The following is a 17889-nucleotide window of genomic DNA, read 5'->3' as shown; positions in this document are numbered from 1 at the left end:
GAGGGAAACACGCCCTCGCAGTTTTTCTTTTTCGGGCTTGAACAGATCAGGCTGCGGCGATCTGGCCTGCTTTTTCAACCAGCACTTCGGCCTGACGGATTGAGGCATAGTCGATCAGGCGACCGTCCAACGACACTGCGCCTTTTCCTGCAGCCTCAGCTTCAGCCATGGCCACCAGAATGCGCTGTGCTTTGTTGACCTCGGCGTCAGATGGAGACATTACCTCGTTCGCCAGTGCGATCTGGCTTGGGTGGATCGCCCATTTGCCTTCGCAACCCAGAACCGCCGCACGTTTTGCCGCGGCGCGGTAGCCGTCCGGGTCCTGGAAGTCACCGAACGGACCATCAATTGGGCGCAGGCCATTGGCGCGTGCCGCAACCACCATTCGCGCCAACGCATAGTGCCACATGTCGCCCCAATGGGTCATGCGACCACCATCTGCAACTGCGTCGGTCAGAACTGAATAATCCGGGTTAACGCCACCGATTATTGTGGTCCGCGCGCGGGTCGAAGCCGCATAATCGGCAACACCAAAATGCAGGCTTTCGTTGCGTTTTGAGGCCGCTGCGATCTCGCTGACATTCTGCATCCCCAGCGCCGTTTCGATGATGTGCTCGAACCCGATGCGTTTCTTGTATCCTTTGGCGTCCTCGATCTGAGTAACCAGCATATCGACGGCGTAGACGTCAGCGGCTGTACCGACTTTGGGGATCATGATCAGGTCCAGCCGCTCACCGGCCTGTTCGACCACATCCACAACATCACGGTACATGTAATGGGTATCCAGGCCGTTGATGCGCACCGACATGGTCTTGTTGCCCCAGTCGATGTCGTTCAGCGCTTCGACGATGTTCTTGCGCGCCTGTTCTTTTTCGTCGGGTGCAACAGCATCTTCCAGATCAAGGAAGATGACGTCCACATCAGACGCGGCGGCCTTTTCGAACATACCGGGCTGGCTGCCCGGAACGGCTAGTTCGCTGCGGTTCAGGCGGGCAGGGGCTTGTTCAATGGAATGAAAGCTCATGGTTCGGGTCCTTCAAATTACAGGTTAGGATAGATTGGGAATTTGGCGCAGAGGTCTGCGACCTCGGCTTTGACCTTGGCTTCGACGGCGGAGTTGCCGTCTTCGCCATTGGCGGCCAGACCGTCGACCACTTCGATGATCCAGTCGGCGATCTGGCGGAATTCAACCTCACCAAACCCACGGGTGGTGCCGGCGGGCGAGCCCAGACGGATGCCCGACGTGATGGTCGGTTTTTCCGGGTCAAACGGCACGCCGTTCTTGTTGCAGGTGATATGCGCTCGGCCCAGAGCCTTCTCGGTCGCGTTGCCTTTGACGCCTTTGGGGCGCAGGTCGACCAGCACCACATGGGTGTCAGTGCCCTGGGTCACCGTGTCCAGACCGCCTTTGATCAACTGATCCGACAGCGCTTGCGCGTTGGTCACAACCTGCTGGATATAGCTTTTGAACTCGGGGCGCAGAGCTTCACCAAACGCAACCGCTTTACCAGCGATGACGTGCATCAGCGGGCCGCCCTGAATGCCGGGGAAGATGGCCGAGTTTACTTTCTTGGCGATCGCCTCGTCATTGGTCAGGATCATGCCGCCGCGCGGGCCGCGCAGGGTCTTGTGCGTGGTGGTGGTCGCAACATGGGCGTGCGGGAAGGGCGAGGGGTGCTCACCCGCCGCAACCAGACCGGCGAAATGCGCCATGTCCACGTGCAGATAGGCGCCAACCATATCGGCGATCTCGCGCATGCGGGCAAAGTCGATCTGACGCGGGATGGCGGAACCACCAGCGATGATCAGCTTGGGCTGGTGCTCTTTCGCCAGCGCTTCGACCTGGTCGTAATCCAGCATGTTGTCTTCTTTGCGCACACCATACTGGACAGCCTTGAACCACTTGCCCGACTGGTTGGGCGCGGCGCCGTGAGTCAGGTGACCACCTGCATCCAGGCTCATCCCCAGGATGGTGTCGCCGGGCTGGATCAGCGCCTGAAACACGCCCTGGTTAGCCTGCGAGCCCGAGTTCGGCTGCACGTTGGCGAATTCACAGCCGAACAGCTGCTTGGCGCGGTCGATGGCGAGGTTTTCGGCGATGTCGACGAACTGGCAGCCGCCATAGTAACGACGACCGGGATAGCCCTCGGCGTATTTGTTGGTCATCACCGAGCCCTGCGCCTCCATCACGGCGGCAGAGACAATGTTCTCGGATGCGATCAGCTCGATCTCGTCGCGCTGACGGCCCAGCTCGGATGTGATCGAGCCAAAAAGCTCAGGATCACGGTCGGCAAGGGATTGGGTGAAAAAACCGTCGGTACGGTGCGGGGCATTCACGGGGCAATTCTCCTATAGAAGAGGGGCCGATGCCGCCGCTTAGGCCGCATCGGTGGTTATTGGCTGGTGCTTAAGTGAGTTTTCAGATCACCCGGTCGCGTGGTTCAAAGCCTTGGAAAAAGTCGTTGAGGTTATCCAGAACTCGGAACCCCATCGCCTCGCGTGCTTCACGCGTGGCGCTGCCCAGATGCGGCAGCATTACGAGGTTGTCGCATTGTAGAAGATCCGGATTGATGCGCGGTTCACCGTCGAACACGTCCAGCGCAGCCCCTCCGATCATGTCGAAGGACAGCGACTGAATCAGAGCGCGCTCGTCTATGACCTCGCCGCGTGCCGTGTTTATCAGGAACGCGTCGGGTTTCATCAAGTCCAGCCTGCGTGCGTTGATCATATGACGGTTTGCGGCACCTCCGGGGCAATGCAGCGAGACGAAATCGCATTGCGGCAATAGCTCATCAACCGTGTCCACCTGCGTCGCGTTGCACTTGGCCAATACGTCCGGCGCAATCGGGCTGCGGTTGTAGACAACGATATCCATGCCGAACCCGTGATGGGCACGTCGGGCCATTTCCTGACCGATGCGACCATAGCCGATGATACCCAGCGTCTTGCCACTGACCTTGGTACCGATCAGATGCGTGGGACGCCAGCCGGTCCAATTGCCAGCGCGCAGTTCACGCTCACCTTCACCGGCACGGCGGGCCACCATCAACAGCAGTGTCATGGCGATATCGGCGGTGCATTCGGACAGCACGTCGGGCGTGTTTGTCACGGTCATGCCCAGCCCACGCGCCGAGGGCTCGCAGATATGGCTGTAGCCGACGCCATAGTTGGCGAGGATCTTTGTCTGCGCGCCGGGCACGTCCAGCGCCTCGGCGCTTAACGTATCGGTGACGGTGGGCAGCACTGCGTCATAGGATTTCAGCGCCTGCCGGATTTCGGCCGGGGACATTGGCTTGTCCCCGGTGTTCAGCACGGTGTTATAGTTCTCGGCCAGCTGCGCCTCGACGGCAGCAGGCCAACGACGGGTAACAAGAACCGAGGGTTTGACCATCACGCGGCCTCCATCACTCGGGCAATTGTTTCACCGATCACGGCAGGGTTCTCCGCAACAGTCACACCGGCCGCCGACAGAATCTCGACCTTTTCGCTGGCGCTTTCGCCGAAGGCCGAGATGATCGCACCCGCGTGGCCCATTGTACGACCTTTGGGGGCGGTAAGACCCGCAACGTAAGCCACCACCGGCTTGCTGATGTGATCACGGATGTATTCGGCCGCTTCGGCTTCCTGCGGGCCGCCGATTTCACCGATCATAGCGATGATATAGGTGTCTTCGTCCTCTTCGAACCGCTGCAGGATGTCCTTGAAGGACGAACCGTTGATCGGGTCGCCCCCGATGCCGACGCTGGTCGAGACACCGATCCCGCGCTCTTTCAGCTGCGCCGCAGCTTCATATCCCAGCGTGCCCGAGCGACCGATGATACCAACATTGCCCGGCAGATAAATGTGCCCCGGCATGATCCCCAACAGGGCTTTGCCGGGCGAGATCGTGCCCGCGCAGTTCGGCCCGGTCAGAACCATGCGTTTCTCTTTGGGGTAGCGGTACATGTACCGTTTCACCCGGATCATGTCCTGTGCCGGAATACCATCGGTGATGCAGACGCAATAGCGGATACCGGCGTCTGCGGCTTCCATGATCGAGTCGGCAGCGAATGGCGGCGGCACGAAGACGAGGCTGGCATCGGCACCGGTTGCCTCAACGGCTTGTTTGACGGTGTCGAAGACCGGAACGCCTTCAACGGTTTCTCCACCCTTGCCTGGCACGACACCGCCCACAACGTTGGTGCCATAGTTCAGCATGTCCTTGGTATGGAACCGCGCCATACGGCCGGTGATGCCCTGTACGATGACACGCGAGTCACGATCGAGAAGAATGCTCATTACACAGCCCTCATCTTAGTGCCTTGAGTAAGGTCGTTTTTCCATGCGCCCACGGCGCGTTCTGCGGCTTCCATCAGTGTTGTGGCGCGAATGATCGGCAGGCCGGATTTGGCAAGGATTTTCTGGCCTTCCTCGACATTGGTTCCGGCCAGGCGCACGACCACAGGGATATCAAGGTCGAGTTCCTTCAGCGCCTGTACGACACCCTCGGCCACCCAATCACAGCGGTTGATGCCAGCGAAGATGTTGACAAGGATCGCCTGCACGTTGTCGTCGGACAGAACCAACCGGAAGGCTTTGGCCACACGTTCCGGTGAAGCGCCGCCACCGATGTCGAGGAAGTTGGCAGGCTCACCCCCGGCCAGCTTGATCGTGTCCATCGTCGCCATCGCCAGACCGGCACCGTTGACGATGCAGCCGATATTACCGTCCAGACCTACGTAAGAAAGGCCACGGTCCGCCGCGCGACTTTCGCGCGGGTCTTCCTGGCTTTTGTCGCGTAGTTCGGCGATCTGCGGGTGACGGAACAGGGCGTTGTCGTCAAAGCTCATCTTGGCGTCCAGCGCCAGCACGCGGTCGTCGCCCGTGATGACCAGCGGGTTGATCTCGACCATGGTGGCGTCCAGATCGCTGAACGCAGCGTAACAGCCCTGCAGTGTGCGTACCATCTGCTGCACCAGCTTCGGCTCCAGCCCCAGTTTGAATGCAATCTCGCGTGCCTGGAACTCCTGCAAGCCTACCGCTGGTTCCACGATCGAACGGACGATGCTTTCGGGACGGTCGGCGGAGATATCCTCAATCTCCATCCCGCCCTCGGACGAGGCCACGATCATCACCCGCTGGCTGGACCGATCGAGAACGAAACCCAGATAAATCTCGCGGTCAATTGGCACCGCGGATTCGACATAAACGCGGTAGATGCCCTTGCCCTCGGGACCGGTCTGATGCGTCACTAGCTTGCGGCCGAATAGATCATCACAGGCCTGATGGATTTCGTTCTCGGTGTTGCACAGCTTAACCCCTCCGGCCTTGCCGCGCCCACCTGCATGGACCTGTGCCTTGACGATCCACTTGTCGCCGCCCAGTTCGCGCGCGCGATAGGCGGCTTGCTCGGGGCTGTAGGCCAACGCGCCTGACGGCACGTCGACACCGAAATTCGAAAGAATCTCTTTCGCTTGGTATTCATGGATATCCATCTGCAATCCTCCCGTTCATGCAGTGTGATTATGCGGCGATCGACGTGCCATAGCGGCTTTCCAGCAAAGCCTCGATTGCGTCATGATCGACCTCGGCACCCAACTCACGCAGGGCCTCGGCGAAGAGGCGAACGATCCGGCTGACAGAGTCCCGGTTCAACTGGTTGAGAATTCCGATGCGGACCTGAACCGGTGCGCTGAGCGTTGGCCAGATGCCGAACCCGCGAGCGCGGCAGTTTTGCACCAGCTCCATCTCACGGCCCGCCAGTTCCGGCGGCAGATTCAGCACAACGAGGCTGGGCATGTCCGAGGTGACCTCGCATCCCATCTCGATAACGGAGTCGCGCAGAACTTTTTCATGCGTCCGATAGGACATTGAGCGTTTGGCCAGACCCTCTTGCAGGGTCAGGCGCAGGGATTCATGGAAGGCCGCGACCGCGTACCCCGAATGGGTGCGGTGATAGGTGCCTTTTTCCACGTCTTGCCCGTCAACGACGCCCCAATGGCGGGCTTCGAAAATCGGGTTATGCACATAAGTATAAGCACCGCTTGTCTTCAGGGTCTCGATATAGGCATCGGTAAAGCTGACGGGCGCATAGGTCAGTGGCAGGCAGCAAAGGCCTTTCTGCGGGCAGGAGGCCCAACCGGCGATGCCTGGGAAGTCATCAATCGAAAAGTCATCGACGCCCAGCGACGAGACAGCATCGATCAGGCCCATTGCGCCATGACGCGCGCAGGCATCAGAGAACCCGCGCAGGTCGTTGATACGGCCCGAACCTGTTTCCCAATGCGCCATGAAAGCCCATTTTGGCTGATGCTCGACCAAGGCGGATTCGACCAGCTCACCCGTCACCGGCTGGCCATGCGGAACCTCGATCACGGTGACGCTGGATGCCTGTGGGTCCAGCGGGTTGGCGGCGTGTTCGTCGGGTGTTGCGGCCTTGATCCGCAAGGTCAGCGCATCAATGCCCGAGAAGGTGCCATTGGTGAAAGCAACCACCTTGTCGCCGGGCATCACGGCCGAGAACATGCTGTCCAGCGCGCTCCAACCGGTGCCGGCCACGGCGAAGGTATAGGCATTTTCGGTGCCCCAGATCTTGCGCAGCATATGCTTGCACTCGACCATGCCGCGCAGGACGTCGCCCTGCATGTGATCCGCAACCCCTGCATTAGCAAAGGCCTGCAGAACGCGGGCGTCAGTGTTGCCCGGCCCCGGACCCGCAGCAAGCGTTTCCGGAATTTCGAGCGGTGGAAAAATCTGAAAGGTCATCGTTAGACATCCTTGGCGGTTATTCGGGCCCTGCGGCCGGTTGTGTTACGTTGCCGAATAGAAAACGCGGACTTGCCCAACAACGCAACGTAACTTACTACTGCTTTAGGATGGCTAAATGTATGGGGGTTTACCTACCCATTTAGGTAAAAATACTACTGTATACCAATTTAGCACCTACCCAAATGGATGGTTTTTGACAAAGGCAGGGTAAATCAGATGGCTGCTACCGCTAACGCTCCGATCGATGTCATGCTGGCGGACAGCAACCCGCTAGTCTTGTCCGCCATGTCAGAAATCTTCGAACGCGACCCGCGATTCTCACTCGTGGCGACCTCGGCCACGGCCGAGGGGTTTCTGGGCACCGTAATGAGGGTGCCAGTTCAGGTTGGGGTGGTGGATTGGAACCTGCCGGTGCTGGGAGCGGCAAAATTGATCGAAGTTTTGCGCGAACAGGCCAACGCGCCACGCTTTGTCGTCTACGGGGAAATGTCCGGAGAAATCCCGCGATTGGCGATGCAGGCCGGGGCCGCAGGATTTGCCGCTCGGTCCGGCGAGGTTGAGGTCCTGCTGGAAACCTGTGCCGACGTTGCAGCAGGAAAAATGGTATTCCCATTCATCGATGTCCGCAAAATGCAACAGGACCCGATCCAAAGCCTGTCCCGAAAAGAACGCACTATACTTGAGGCGTTGGCAAAGGGCATGTCGAACCGGGACTTGTCGAAAGAGCTGCAGATATCGACCAACACGGTCAAGTTTCACCTGTCCAACATCTACGAGAAGCTGGCGGTCAAAAACCGGGCTCAGGCCATTGCCTACTATTACTCCTCGCAGATGTCCGGCAGCTAGGCGAACGGTCTGACGTTATTCCACCTTGATCACTTTACGGGACAAGACGGCCTTGTTCGCAAGGTCCAGTAGCCGGATCTCATAAACGCCGGGCTCATCTGGCAAGGTCATTTCGACCGGCGACTCGCCGTTGATCTTCTGGGCTGAAATCCAGGTAAAGGTGGCTTGTTCGCCACGCGCCAACGTGATGCGCTGATCGGCGCTTCGACTGTCGGATTGCCAACCGACCGAAATGCTACTGCCAGCTGGCGCACTGTCGGGAGCGTCAAGCGATGCACCGGTATCGAGAGCCGCGTCTGCGTCCAGTACCTCGACCGCTTGACGAGCCAGCACCCGGTTGCCTTCGCGCAGTTGATAGCGGACTTCGTATAGACCGGTTTCAGCCGGTGCTTTCAGATCAAGTTCGGTCTGAGCGCGCACTTGCGCATAGACACCGTAATCGCCATCGGGCGTGCCCATCGGCACCAGATTGATATAGTCATTTGTGCTGACAGTTCCGGTCCAGGACACCCGCAACGTATCGCCCGCCCGCACTTCGCTTACTGTGGTGACCGTCACCTCGGGCTCGGTCACTTCAACCATGACCGTTGCAATGGTTTTTGAGCCTTCGCGCAAAACGTAGCGGATTTCATACAAACCCGTCTCGGCCGGGGCTTGAACGTCGTCGCTGCTGTTGTCACGGACCACGATGTAATTGCCGTATTTCCCCTCTTCAGTGCCCGCCGGGACGATGTTGATATAGTCTTGGGCGTTTGCGGCACCGGTCCAGGCAACCTTGAACTTTGATCCCGCGATGACCTTGTCTGGAGCATCGATTGTGACTTGCGGAGATACAACCTCGATCGTTGCGGTCGCCAGTGTTTTCGACCCCTCACGTAAGATATAGCGCAACTCATACAAGCCCGGTTCAGCCGGAGCGGTCAGCACCGCGGCATCGCCATCCCGCACCACGGCGTAATTCCCAAAAACCCCGTCATCAGATCCAGCGGGCACGATGGCGGCATAGTCCTGAGTGTTGACCCGCCCGGTCCAGGACACCTCGAACTTTGATCCGGTCACAACCTGTTCAGGGCCCGAAACCGTAACCTCGGGGGCGGTGATTTCCATCGCTTCGCTTGCCAGCGTTTTGCTGCCCTCGCGCAGAACGTAACGCACTTCGTACATGCCGGGTTCGGCAGGCGCCTTTAGCTTGCCTTTCGAAGCATCGCCAACAGTGAAGTAATTGCCAAACTTACCTTCACCCGTTCCGACCGGGACGATGTTGATATAGTCCTGCGGGCCGACAGCCCCGCCCCAGGCAACCTCGAACACGGACCCGGTCAAAGCACTTTCCGGGATCTGCAGAACGACCTGCGGATCGGTCACTTCAATCTGCTGCGCAGCCACAGTTTGCTTATCGATGTTCAGGATATAGCGCAGCTCGTAAAGACCCGGATCGGCCGGAGCGGTCAGCGACGTTTCCGTCATGCTGCCGACCGCCTGATAATTCCCGAAGGTACCCGGATCAGACCCGGCCGGAACAATCGCCACATAGTCCCGGCGATTGATCACCGGTGACCAAGCGACCTTGAATTTTGCGCCGGTCTGTACAGTTTCGGCTGCGGTCAACTCCACCTCTGGCCTGATCACTTCAAGCGTTGTTTGTCCCAGCACCTCTTTACTTTGGTTGTGCAAGTACCGGACCTCGTACAGGCCTTCACCACCGGGAACTGTGACCGAAACCTCTTTTTCCGCCCCAATACGTACATAGCTGCCAAAGACGCCGGGATCGGAACCGACCGGGACGATGTTGATATAGTCGCTTTCCTCGACCGTCGGCGTCCAGCGGACCACCAGGTCAGACCCGCCCACGGCTGTTTCCGCTGTCTCAATCACAACATTCTGTAGCGCAGGCTCGGGCTCGGGGTCAGGCTCTGCCTGTGCCACGGCGGTGCCCACGGCGCTGAGCGCAGCGCCTAGTTCCTGGGAATTGGCGGCGGTAATGTACTGGCCGCCGGTGTTTTCGGCTATACAGGCCAGCGAGCTTGCGTCCTCATCCGCGCCCAGACCAAACCCCACAACATGCGCGGTGAACCCCACACCCCCTTGTTCCAGCGCCTGCGCCAAGGCACAGGGATCACGCTCACAGCTTTCCAGCCCGTCGGAAATCAGCACCACAGTTGCAGGCTGATCCGTGTAAGACAGGGCCTTGGCCGCAGCCTCGACAGCGTCGGTCAGAGGCGTTTTTCCGATTGGTGAAATTGCATTGATCTGATCCAGAATGACCCCGCGCGCCTGTTGGCCGGGTTCGACCAGAACCTCGATATCCCCACAATCGCCTCGACGGCGGTGGCCATAGGCCATCAGCCCGACCTTGCGGTCTTCGACCCATTCCCCCAGTAGGTTTTCCATGACGCCCCGGGCGATTTCGATTTTTGCCGTACCGTCAATCTGGCCCCACATGGAATTCGAGCCATCAAACACCACCATCACATTTTCGTCCGCCGCAGCAACGGAGCCTGTCAGCAATGCGGTTGCCAAGATGGTTGCGGGAAAAAAATCGTTAAACATAGTAAACTCCTAAAGCGCATGAGCCGTCCGGGACAAACCGTTGTTCAATGCTCGTCGCGCGGCATCCCCACCACTGTGTCGAACTCGGATGAAACGCGCAATTCCGGCTAAAATAGTGCTGACTGGTTCGGTTCCGCTGCAATTCTACCGCGACTATATCAAATCAGGGCCCAAATTGGGGCTTTGATTGCCCTGGCGGCACCCTTTTGCCGACCCGAGCTCCAAGGGGTTGATGACGGTGGCAGACCATCTGATGTCGGCAACGCGAAAGATTGCATCCTCTCTGACAGTGACGATGATTGCCAAAGACTTTGCACCGCGCGCCACGCAAAACAACAGGACCGACCTATGATTCAGAACAACCCCGCCCTGATCAACGCCATCCGCGACCGGTTTGCGCATGTCGAAAGCTGCCCGTTTCAGGGTGAGCGTGTTTTCTTTGAAAACGCAGGCGGGGCGTTGACGTTGAAATCGGTGGCTGAGACGTCGGCATTTTATGCAGCCATTCCCGACAACCCGGGCCGCATCAATCAGGCAGGGCAGGGCACCCAGCAGGTGATCAACAAGGCCAAGGGTGATCTGGCCGTGTTTATGAACGCCTCATCCGGCCAGTTTTTCGCGGGTGAGAGCGGTACTGAATTGTTGTTCCGCCTGATCCGCACCGCCTGTTTGGCGGCACCGAAAGGGGGCAAAGTGATCGGCTCGTCCATCGAACATCCCGCCACCCGCAGCGCCGCGCGCCGCTGGGCAGGGATTGCCGGGCTGGATTATGTGAACGTGCCCCATAACGACGAAACCGGCCTGGTCACAGCCGCGGACTATACCGCGCTGATGACACCGGATGTGGCAGTGGCGACGATCCTGCACGCATCGCCTGTGACCGGAATAGGTATGGATGTGGCGGCGATTTCAGCCGCGATTCGTGAGGTGGCGCCGGACTGTATGATCATCGTTGACGGTATTCAGCACGCGGCGCATGGGCAGGTGGATCTCGATGCTTATGACATCGATGGATATGTGATTTCGCCCTACAAGGTGTTTTCGCGGCACGGTTACGGCATCGCCTGGATCTCAGACCGGCTCGGCGCTACACCCCATGATATGCTGATTGATGCCCCCGCTAATGGTTGGGAATTCGGCACCCGTGACACCGGTTCTTATGCGACTGTTTCCGACGTGGTAGCCTATTTCGACTGGCTGGGTGGTGAGGTTTCAGACGAAACCGACCCTCGCGCGCGCATCGAGGCTGCAGGCCGCGCCATCCACGCGTATGAAACCCATCTGACCAACACAGCCATCAACGGCACCGGCAACCTGCCGGGCCTACGGGACATGGACCACGTCACCATTCTAGCCGGGGCAGACAATGCCGCGCGCGAAGGGTTGGTGTCCATCGTGGTCGAGGGCAAGGCCTCTGAAGACGTGGTTGAAACCTTGAACCAACAGGGTATCCGCACTCATACGCGCAAGGCGGATCATTATTCCGGCAACGTGCTGGCGCCACTGGGCCTTCCGGATTGTATCCGCATCTCGTTCTGCCACTACAACACCGAGCAGGAAATCAGCCGTCTTCTGGCTGCCGTTAAAATGCTTGGAGATAGCGGCTGAACAAAACGTTCGAGTTGCTGTTGGGTGTGAGAAGTGTGTTACCCCTTAAACGATCAAAACCCCGGTTCGTAAGGATTTAGTTATTAACATAAGACAGATTATCGGGTTATCATTTCCAGGGCCGTGATTTCGTCGGGATACGTAAAAAATAGGGCTGAATTATTGAGAGTCGCCTCCCATTGAATTCAACATCTTAGGGTTTTTGCGCTTATTTGATGTTTCGATGGTTCAAGCGCTTCAAGTCTACGTCAAACGAACGCCAGTGAGCTTCTTCGCAACCTGGAAACCGGCGCAGTGTGTCTTACTTGAGTTTGGTTGATCAGCAGAATGCCCTGACCCAGCACACGGCCCAGACCAGACTCTGAGTGCGCAGCAACGCGGCGTTATTAGCCGCTATCCCTACCTGATGCAGTGAGAATTTGTCAGGGAATTCAACTGTACTGTGCCAGTGCTACCCTTGCAAACTGCCGCCAGTCAGTGAAGTTCGCCCGGTTAGTGCCATGGCGACACTTAACTCTTCACTAAGAGCGTCCCACAGTTGTTCCAGGCCTTGCTCTCCAGCAGCCGCGATCGCATATTGCAGAATTCTTCCGATGAAAACGAAGTTTGCGCCAAGTGAAAGAGCTTTGAGAACGTCTTCGCCCGATCGGATTCCACTATCGTAGAAGATAGGAAAATCCGGCCCAAGATCGTCGCGGATTTTTGCAAGAATCTCAATCGGGGCTGGCGCAGCCTCCAGCTGCCGCGCACCGTGGCTGGAGACCTGGATGGCATCAACGCCCGCAGACACCAGCGCGCGGGCGTCTTCGATATCCAGCACTCCCTTCACTACGAGTTTGCCGGGCCAGAAATCGCGCAGCCGGGCAAGCGTGTCCCAAGTCGCCCGTGCCCGGCTTTCGGTGCGGTTGAAGTCATAGCCCTCCATCTCAAAATTCGCCATCACTGGCTTGCCCTTAATCAGGGCCGCCAGCGACCAGCGCGGGTGCAGGGCAAAGTCGATGAACTGCCGCGGTCCGATGCGGAACGGCATTTTGAAGCCGTGGCGCAGTTCGCGCGGGCGGCGGCCGACCTCGGGCACATCAACCGTCAGCACCAACGTCTGGTAACCGGCTGCGCGGGCGCGCTCAGCCAGCTTGAAGGTGCCGCTGCCGTCGCCGCTGAAATAGAGCTGGAACCAGGCGTGGCCCTCCGCCGCCTCGAGAATGGTCTCCAGCGGAGTTGAGGCGACGGTGGAGACCCCGTGCGGCACGCTGTAGCGCGCCGCCAGCCGGGCCAGCATCAGGTCGGCGCCGGGGGCTGCTAGGTTGCACATGCCCATCGGCGCGATGCCAAAGGGCCGCCCGGCCTCGGCGCCAAAGAGCCTTACGGCCAGCGAACGCTCGCTGACATCGCGCAGGATACGGGGCCGCAGGGTGATGGCATCCAGCGCAGCGCGGTTGAGCGCCGCCCCGGTTTCCTGCCCGGCGGCCCCGTCGATGTAGTCAAACACCATCCAGGGCAGCCGCCGCCGCGCCAGGCGGCGGGCGTCCTCTGCCGAATGGATGACACCTGCGCCCATCAGCCGGCCACGGCCTTCATGAAGCGGTCGCAGATCACCACCGGGTCCATGGTGATCACCGGCATCTTGGCATTACCGCTGTCGCATTTGACCACCAGCACCGTTGCCTCCCCGCTGGACAGCGCCTCCTCCAAGGCAGGCCCGGTCTCCTTGTCCTGCACCTCCACCACCCGGGCACAGCCGGCGGCGCGGGCCATGCCGGCCAGATCGGTGCGTTGGCTGGTATAGGTCGGCTGATCACCGGTGGAGCCATAGGAGCCGTTGTCGATGATCATAAGGATGTAATTCCCGGGTGCGTTGTTGCCGATGGTGGGCAGCGTGCCGAGGTTGGTGAGGATCGAGCCGTCGCCGTCGATCACGACAACTGATTTCGGCTGCGCCAGCGCCAGACCCAGCCCGATGGAGGAGGCAAGCCCCATGGTGCCCAGCATGTAAAAATTGGTGGGCTGGTCGTCGATCGCGTGCAATTCTTGTGACGGAATGCCGATATTGCAGACCACCAGCTGTTCGCGCAGGATGGGCGCGATCTCTTTCAGGATTTCGGAACGGATCATTGGTCGCCATAGCCTCCCCAGAAATTGGCGTCGGTCAGGATGGCAACGGGCTTGTTGCACATGAAGGTGTATTTCAGGATGTTGTCCAGCTCTTCAGCGTCCTTCTGCCAGTGGAAGTGGTAGGTCGGGATGTTGAGCTGGGCCAGGAGCGCCTTGGTATGCACCGCCATTTCCACCTGGCAGGCCACCGGCTCACGCAGCTCTCCACGGTACGAAATCAACATGGGCAGCGGCATCCGGTAATATTGGATCAGCGTCGCCAGCGTGTTGATGGTGACCCCGATGGCGGTGTTCTGCATGATGATTGCCGGGCGCTTGCCGCCCATCCAGGCGCCGGCACAGAGCCCCATACCCTCATCCTCCTTGTTGGAGGGGATGTGAAAGATGTCGTCGCGCTGGTCGATCTCTTCGATCACGCCGGCTAGCTGCTTGCAGGGCACGGTCGTGACGAAGGAGACGCCATTGGCGGCCAGATCGTCAGCGATCCTCTTGTCTATGTTCATGGTCGGTGGCCTTTGCTTCGGGTGTCGTGTTTCGTTGTCATGCGGTTCGGCAGACGTGGACTGCGCACGGGGCATGGCGGACCACGCGGGCAGCTGTCGAGCCGAGGAAAAAGTCGCTTAGGCCGGGTTTGTGAGAGCCGACGACGATGCAGTCTATGCCGTGTTTCTCAGCGTATTCGACAATGGCGCGGTAAGAACGGCCCTTGACGATCTCTGCGGTCACATTGCGATGGTCTGCGGTCTTCTTGGCAAGCAACTGGCGGGCCTGGTCGAGGCCTTCGCGCACGGTGTCTTCGTCCAGATACGCGGTGACTGAACTGTGCGGTGCTTCGTAGACATGCAGCGCAGTGATCTGTCCGCCTGAATTGCATAGAGTGGCAGCAGCCTTGAGCGTTGTGCTGGAAACCCCGTGATCCAGGGCCATGGGAACCAGGATTTTGTCATACATGGTTGCTCTCCGTTTTGATTGGCGCGTGGGCTCAGGCCCAGGGGTCGAGGATGATCTTAGGCGCGGCTACCGCTCCGGACCGCAGGTCGCGAAAGGCGGCGGCGCCTTCCGACAGTGGCCGCTGTTCTGGCCAGTCCAACGGACCGAGGCGGCCGTCAAAGATTGCCTGCGCGGTGTCGCGGAAGTCCTGCGCGGTATAGGTGTAGGTGCCGATGAAGGTGATTTCCTGCAGGGTCATGCGCCTGATATCCAGGCCGCCGGCGTCCTCGCCCAGACCGACATGGGCAATCACCCCACCGGGCGCCGCGGCCAACGAAGCGGCCGCGCGGGTGGCGGCATAGCCGACGGCATCGACTACCAGCGGCACCATACCCTGGAAGTCGGGAACGACTTGCTGGTTGCAACAATCCGCCAGAAAGGCCCTGCGCGCGTCGTTGGGTTCCTGGATGCTCACGTCCTCTATCCCCATCGCTCGCAGCGCCAACGCAGCCGCCAACCCGATAGCGCCGCCGCCAATTACCAGCGCGGAGCGTTCCATTTCCGGCCGCAGCGCCTCTAGTGCCAACCGGGCGGCGTGCCAGCTTACGGCCAGCGGTTCTGCCAGTGCGGCTTTTTCCAGCGGCACCTCGTCCGGTACGTTCACCAGGTTGCTCTCTGGCATTGCCACGAACTGGGCAAACGCCCCCTCGCGCGGCGGCATCGAGATGATCTGGCGGCTGGAGCAGAGGTTCTCGCGCCCGGCGGTGCAAGCGACGCAACTGCCGCAGGTCACCAACGGGTTGATCGTGATCCGGCGGCCCGCCTGCGGTCCATCCTCGATCACTCCCGCGGCTTCATGCCCCAGGATCAGCGGCGCGGGCCTGCGATTGTCATGGCCCAGATAGGCGTGCATGTCCGAACCGCAGATGCCGGAGGCTTGGATGCGGATAAGATATTCGCCTGCCCGGACAGACGCCATCGGCACATCGCGGAACGCAAGACTCTCAACCCCTTCATAAACCAAGGCTTTCATTTTGCAGTGAACCCTCCGTCGACCATCAGGACTTGCCCGGTTACATAGGAAGAGGCGTCTGAGCACAGGAACAGTAGCGGCCCATCAATATCCTCCAGTCGGCCGTTGCGGCCGATGCAAGTCTGCGCCGCGTTGCGGCTGGCGCGGGCCTCATCGACGAACACCGCCTGAGTCAGCTCGGTCGGGAAGAACCCCGGTCCAATCGCATTGGCGGTGATGCCGAAGGGCGACCAAGCCTCAGCCATGGCACGGGTCAGCTGGCCGATGCCGCCCTTGCTGGCGCCATAGGCGATGCCGCCGGGAAAGGCGCGGGTGGTCTGGAGGGAGGCGAAATTGACGATCCGCCCCCAGCCCCGCTCCTTCATCGCAGGCACCAGCGCCTGGCTTAGGAAGAAAGGCACCGAGAGGTTCAGCGCCAGGGTCTGGTCCCAGCCCTCCGCCGTGACTTCATCTGCAGGTTGCCGCGTGTTGACGCCCGCTGCGTGGATCAAGATGTCCGGCGCTCCGAAGGAAGCCGCAACAACCTCACGCAGCGCATCCAGCGCGGCGCGGTCTGTCACATCCGCCGCCACATGAGCCGCACCGGAGCCGATCTCCGCACAGAGGCTTTCCAAAGCTTCCGTCCGACGGGCCACTGCGACCACCTGCGCCCCCGCAGCGGCCAGCGCGATCGCCGCCCGCCGTCCCAAGCCGGAACTGGCGCCGGTGATGCAGGCGGTTCGGCCTGCCAGGCTGAAAAGGGCGCGTGGATCAGCCATTTGCGGTGAGATCGAAGGTTTCGTCCGGGAAATACTTGGCCAGCCGCACGTCGGCGGCGCGGGCGTGGCCCTCCATTCCCTCCAGCCGGGCGATCCGCGCAGTGGCCTCTGCCACCGGTTTGGAGCCCTCGCGGGTAGCGCGCTGCCAGGTGACGATCTTCATGTATTTGTGAACCGACAACCCACCAGTGTAGCTTGCCGCGCGCGAGGTCGGCAGCACATGGTTGGTGCCGGCTGCCTTGTCGCCGTAAGAAACTGTAGTCTCTTCACCCAGGAACAGCGAGCCGTAGCAGGTAAGCCGCTCCAGCCACCAGTCCAGATCCCCTGCCTGCACGGTCAGGTGCTCGGGCGCGTATTCGTCGGAACAGGCCGCCATGTCCTCGCGGTTCGCACACAGGATCACCTCGGCATAATCGCGCCAGGCGGCTGCGGCGTTCTCACAGTTCACTTCGGGCAGGTCGTTGATGTAATCCGGCACCAGTCGCATCACGTCTTCCGCCAGGGCGCGGTTGTCGGTAACCAGCCAGACCGGAGAGTTGTAGCCGTGCTCTGCCTGACTCACCAGATCGGTGGCTACGATGTGGGAATCCGCCGTTGCGTCGGCAAGGATCAGGCTGTCTGTCGGGCCTGCGATCATGTCGATGCCCACGCGGCCAAACAGAATACGCTTGGCCTCGGCGACAAACTGGTTTCCTGGACCCACCAGGATGTTTGCCTTGGGCAAGCCAAACAATCCGAAGGTCATTGCCGCTACCCCCTGCACGCCACCCATTGCCATGATTTTGTCGGCACCGCAGATATGGGCGGCATAGATGATAGCCGGTGCCACGCCCACGCCGGGGCGCGGCGGAGAACATGCGGTGATATGCTTGCAGCCTGCAACCTTGGCGGTGGTCACAGTCATGATGGCGCTGGCGATATGGCTGTAGCGCCCGCCCGGCACATAGCATCCGGCCGCATCCACCGGGATCGCCTTTTGTCCGGTGATGAAACCGGGCGAGATTTCCATCTCCACGTCATGCACCGTGCCCTTCTGCAACTGAGCAAAGCGGCGAACATTGTCGTGCGAAAACCGAATATCGGCCTTCAGCTTTTCCGGCACCAAGTCGCAGGCTGCCTTGATCTCTACTGGGGTCAGCAGAACGTTGCCTTCATATTGGTCGAATTTGGCGGCGTACTCTAAAGCCTTGGCATCGCCTCCTGACTCAATGTCGTCGAGGATGCCCTGCACGATCTTATGAGTTTCAGACGCGTCCGACTTGGGGGTCAGAGCAGCTTTTTTCAGATATTCGCGGGTCATTTCCA

General features: G+C 60.0%; 16 protein-coding genes. 2 read left to right on the top strand and 14 right to left on the bottom strand.

Annotated elements, in window-relative coordinates; genetic code table 11:
* Positions 1-46: 46 nt before the first annotated feature.
* The 6 genes from ACXAGD_RS21515 to ACXAGD_RS21490 all read right to left on the bottom strand — a co-directional run bounded on the left by ACXAGD_RS21515 (position 47) and on the right by ACXAGD_RS21490 (position 6744).
* A complete protein-coding gene (locus ACXAGD_RS21515) occupies positions 47-1024 on the bottom strand; it encodes an HpcH/HpaI aldolase/citrate lyase family protein (protein WP_475213893.1) in 978 nt (325 codons plus the stop codon).
* A 17-nt stretch (positions 1025-1041) separates the two neighbouring features.
* Positions 1042-2337: a serine hydroxymethyltransferase gene (gene glyA / locus ACXAGD_RS21510; protein WP_475213891.1), complete on the bottom strand. Its 1296-nt coding sequence runs from the start codon at positions 2335-2337 to the stop codon at positions 1042-1044.
* An 82-nt stretch (positions 2338-2419) separates the two neighbouring features.
* Positions 2420-3391, bottom strand: a complete 972-nt coding sequence (locus tag ACXAGD_RS21505) for a 2-hydroxyacid dehydrogenase (protein WP_475213889.1) — start codon at positions 3389-3391, stop codon at positions 2420-2422.
* Positions 3391-4278, bottom strand: coding sequence for a succinate--CoA ligase subunit alpha (sucD, locus tag ACXAGD_RS21500; RefSeq protein ID WP_475213887.1), 888 nt, complete (start codon positions 4276-4278; stop codon positions 3391-3393). The genes ACXAGD_RS21505 and sucD overlap by 1 nt, the downstream gene beginning before the upstream one ends.
* Positions 4278-5474 (bottom strand): malate--CoA ligase subunit beta, encoded by a 1197-nt coding sequence (locus ACXAGD_RS21495; protein WP_475213885.1) that lies wholly within the window; start codon positions 5472-5474, stop codon positions 4278-4280. Before ACXAGD_RS21495 ends, sucD begins: the two co-directional genes overlap by 1 nt.
* A gap of 28 nt (positions 5475-5502) precedes the next feature.
* A complete protein-coding gene (locus ACXAGD_RS21490; protein ID WP_475213883.1) occupies positions 5503-6744 on the bottom strand; it encodes a pyridoxal-phosphate-dependent aminotransferase family protein in 1242 nt (413 codons plus the stop codon).
* A gap of 219 nt (positions 6745-6963) precedes the next feature.
* On the opposite strand from ACXAGD_RS21490, the gene ACXAGD_RS21485 reads away from it, so the two are divergent.
* Complete coding sequence (locus tag ACXAGD_RS21485; RefSeq protein ID WP_475213881.1) at positions 6964-7593, top strand: response regulator transcription factor; 630 nt, start codon at positions 6964-6966, stop codon at positions 7591-7593.
* Positions 7594-7608: 15 nt separating this feature from the next.
* Here ACXAGD_RS21485 and ACXAGD_RS21480 read toward each other — a convergent pair whose 3' ends face one another.
* Positions 7609-10143: a VWA domain-containing protein gene (locus ACXAGD_RS21480; protein ID WP_475213879.1), complete on the bottom strand. Its 2535-nt coding sequence runs from the start codon at positions 10141-10143 to the stop codon at positions 7609-7611.
* Between the two features lie 348 nt (positions 10144-10491).
* Here ACXAGD_RS21480 and ACXAGD_RS21475 point away from each other — a divergent pair, with 348 nt between their 5' ends.
* Positions 10492-11751: an aminotransferase class V-fold PLP-dependent enzyme gene (locus ACXAGD_RS21475; RefSeq protein ID WP_475213877.1), complete on the top strand. Its 1260-nt coding sequence runs from the start codon at positions 10492-10494 to the stop codon at positions 11749-11751.
* A gap of 451 nt (positions 11752-12202) precedes the next feature.
* On the opposite strand, the gene ACXAGD_RS21470 is transcribed toward ACXAGD_RS21475, so the two are convergent.
* The 7 genes from ACXAGD_RS21470 to hisD are packed head-to-tail and all read right to left on the bottom strand — an operon-like array spanning position 12203 to position 17884.
* Positions 12203-13309 carry an alpha-hydroxy acid oxidase gene (locus ACXAGD_RS21470; RefSeq protein WP_475213875.1) on the bottom strand — a complete coding sequence of 369 codons (1107 nt, stop codon included), beginning with the start codon at positions 13307-13309 and terminating at the stop codon, positions 12203-12205.
* On the bottom strand, positions 13309-13863 hold the full coding sequence (comE, locus tag ACXAGD_RS21465; RefSeq protein ID WP_475213873.1) for a sulfopyruvate decarboxylase subunit beta: 555 nt from the start codon (positions 13861-13863) through the stop codon (positions 13309-13311). The genes ACXAGD_RS21470 and comE overlap by 1 nt, the downstream gene beginning before the upstream one ends.
* Positions 13860-14366 (bottom strand): sulfopyruvate decarboxylase subunit alpha, encoded by a 507-nt coding sequence (comD, locus tag ACXAGD_RS21460; RefSeq protein WP_475213871.1) that lies wholly within the window; start codon positions 14364-14366, stop codon positions 13860-13862. Before comD ends, comE begins: the two co-directional genes overlap by 4 nt.
* 37 nt (positions 14367-14403) lie before the next feature.
* Positions 14404-14814, bottom strand: a complete 411-nt coding sequence (locus ACXAGD_RS21455; RefSeq protein ID WP_475213869.1) for a universal stress protein — start codon at positions 14812-14814, stop codon at positions 14404-14406.
* Positions 14815-14845: 31 nt separating this feature from the next.
* Positions 14846-15826 carry an alcohol dehydrogenase catalytic domain-containing protein gene (locus tag ACXAGD_RS21450; protein WP_475214177.1) on the bottom strand — a complete coding sequence of 327 codons (981 nt, stop codon included), beginning with the start codon at positions 15824-15826 and terminating at the stop codon, positions 14846-14848.
* Positions 15823-16584 carry an SDR family NAD(P)-dependent oxidoreductase gene (locus tag ACXAGD_RS21445; protein ID WP_475213867.1) on the bottom strand — a complete coding sequence of 254 codons (762 nt, stop codon included), beginning with the start codon at positions 16582-16584 and terminating at the stop codon, positions 15823-15825. Before ACXAGD_RS21445 ends, ACXAGD_RS21450 begins: the two co-directional genes overlap by 4 nt.
* Complete coding sequence (gene hisD / locus ACXAGD_RS21440) at positions 16577-17884, bottom strand: histidinol dehydrogenase (RefSeq protein WP_475213865.1); 1308 nt, start codon at positions 17882-17884, stop codon at positions 16577-16579. The genes ACXAGD_RS21445 and hisD overlap by 8 nt, the downstream gene beginning before the upstream one ends.
* Positions 17885-17889 lie beyond the last annotated feature (5 nt).

The sequence above is a fragment of the Ruegeria sp. ABF4_144 genome (assembly GCF_056160045.1).
The sequence above is the reverse complement of the archived record's forward strand: the minus strand, read 5'-3'. Positions and strand labels throughout refer to the sequence as shown.

Coding starts and splice junctions, on each gene's coding strand:
- ACXAGD_RS21515 (WP_475213893.1), bottom strand. CDS start 1,024: ATGAGCTTTCATTCCATTGAACAAGCCCCTGCCCGCCTGAACCGCAGC.
- ACXAGD_RS21505 (WP_475213889.1), bottom strand. CDS start 3,391: ATGGTCAAACCCTCGGTTCTTGTTACCCGTCGTTGGCCTGCTGCCGTC.
- sucD (WP_475213887.1), bottom strand. CDS start 4,278: ATGAGCATTCTTCTCGATCGTGACTCGCGTGTCATCGTACAGGGCATC.
- ACXAGD_RS21495 (WP_475213885.1), bottom strand. CDS start 5,474: ATGGATATCCATGAATACCAAGCGAAAGAGATTCTTTCGAATTTCGGT.
- ACXAGD_RS21490 (WP_475213883.1), bottom strand. CDS start 6,744: ATGACCTTTCAGATTTTTCCACCGCTCGAAATTCCGGAAACGCTTGCT.
- ACXAGD_RS21485 (WP_475213881.1), top strand. CDS start 6,964: ATGGCTGCTACCGCTAACGCTCCGATCGATGTCATGCTGGCGGACAGC.
- ACXAGD_RS21480 (WP_475213879.1), bottom strand. CDS start 10,143: ATGTTTAACGATTTTTTTCCCGCAACCATCTTGGCAACCGCATTGCTG.
- ACXAGD_RS21475 (WP_475213877.1), top strand. CDS start 10,492: ATGATTCAGAACAACCCCGCCCTGATCAACGCCATCCGCGACCGGTTT.
- ACXAGD_RS21470 (WP_475213875.1), bottom strand. CDS start 13,309: ATGGGCGCAGGTGTCATCCATTCGGCAGAGGACGCCCGCCGCCTGGCG.
- comE (WP_475213873.1), bottom strand. CDS start 13,863: ATGATCCGTTCCGAAATCCTGAAAGAGATCGCGCCCATCCTGCGCGAA.
- comD (WP_475213871.1), bottom strand. CDS start 14,366: ATGAACATAGACAAGAGGATCGCTGACGATCTGGCCGCCAATGGCGTC.
- ACXAGD_RS21455 (WP_475213869.1), bottom strand. CDS start 14,814: ATGTATGACAAAATCCTGGTTCCCATGGCCCTGGATCACGGGGTTTCC.
- ACXAGD_RS21450 (WP_475214177.1), bottom strand. CDS start 15,826: ATGAAAGCCTTGGTTTATGAAGGGGTTGAGAGTCTTGCGTTCCGCGAT.
- ACXAGD_RS21445 (WP_475213867.1), bottom strand. CDS start 16,584: ATGGCTGATCCACGCGCCCTTTTCAGCCTGGCAGGCCGAACCGCCTGC.
- hisD (WP_475213865.1), bottom strand. CDS start 17,884: ATGACCCGCGAATATCTGAAAAAAGCTGCTCTGACCCCCAAGTCGGAC.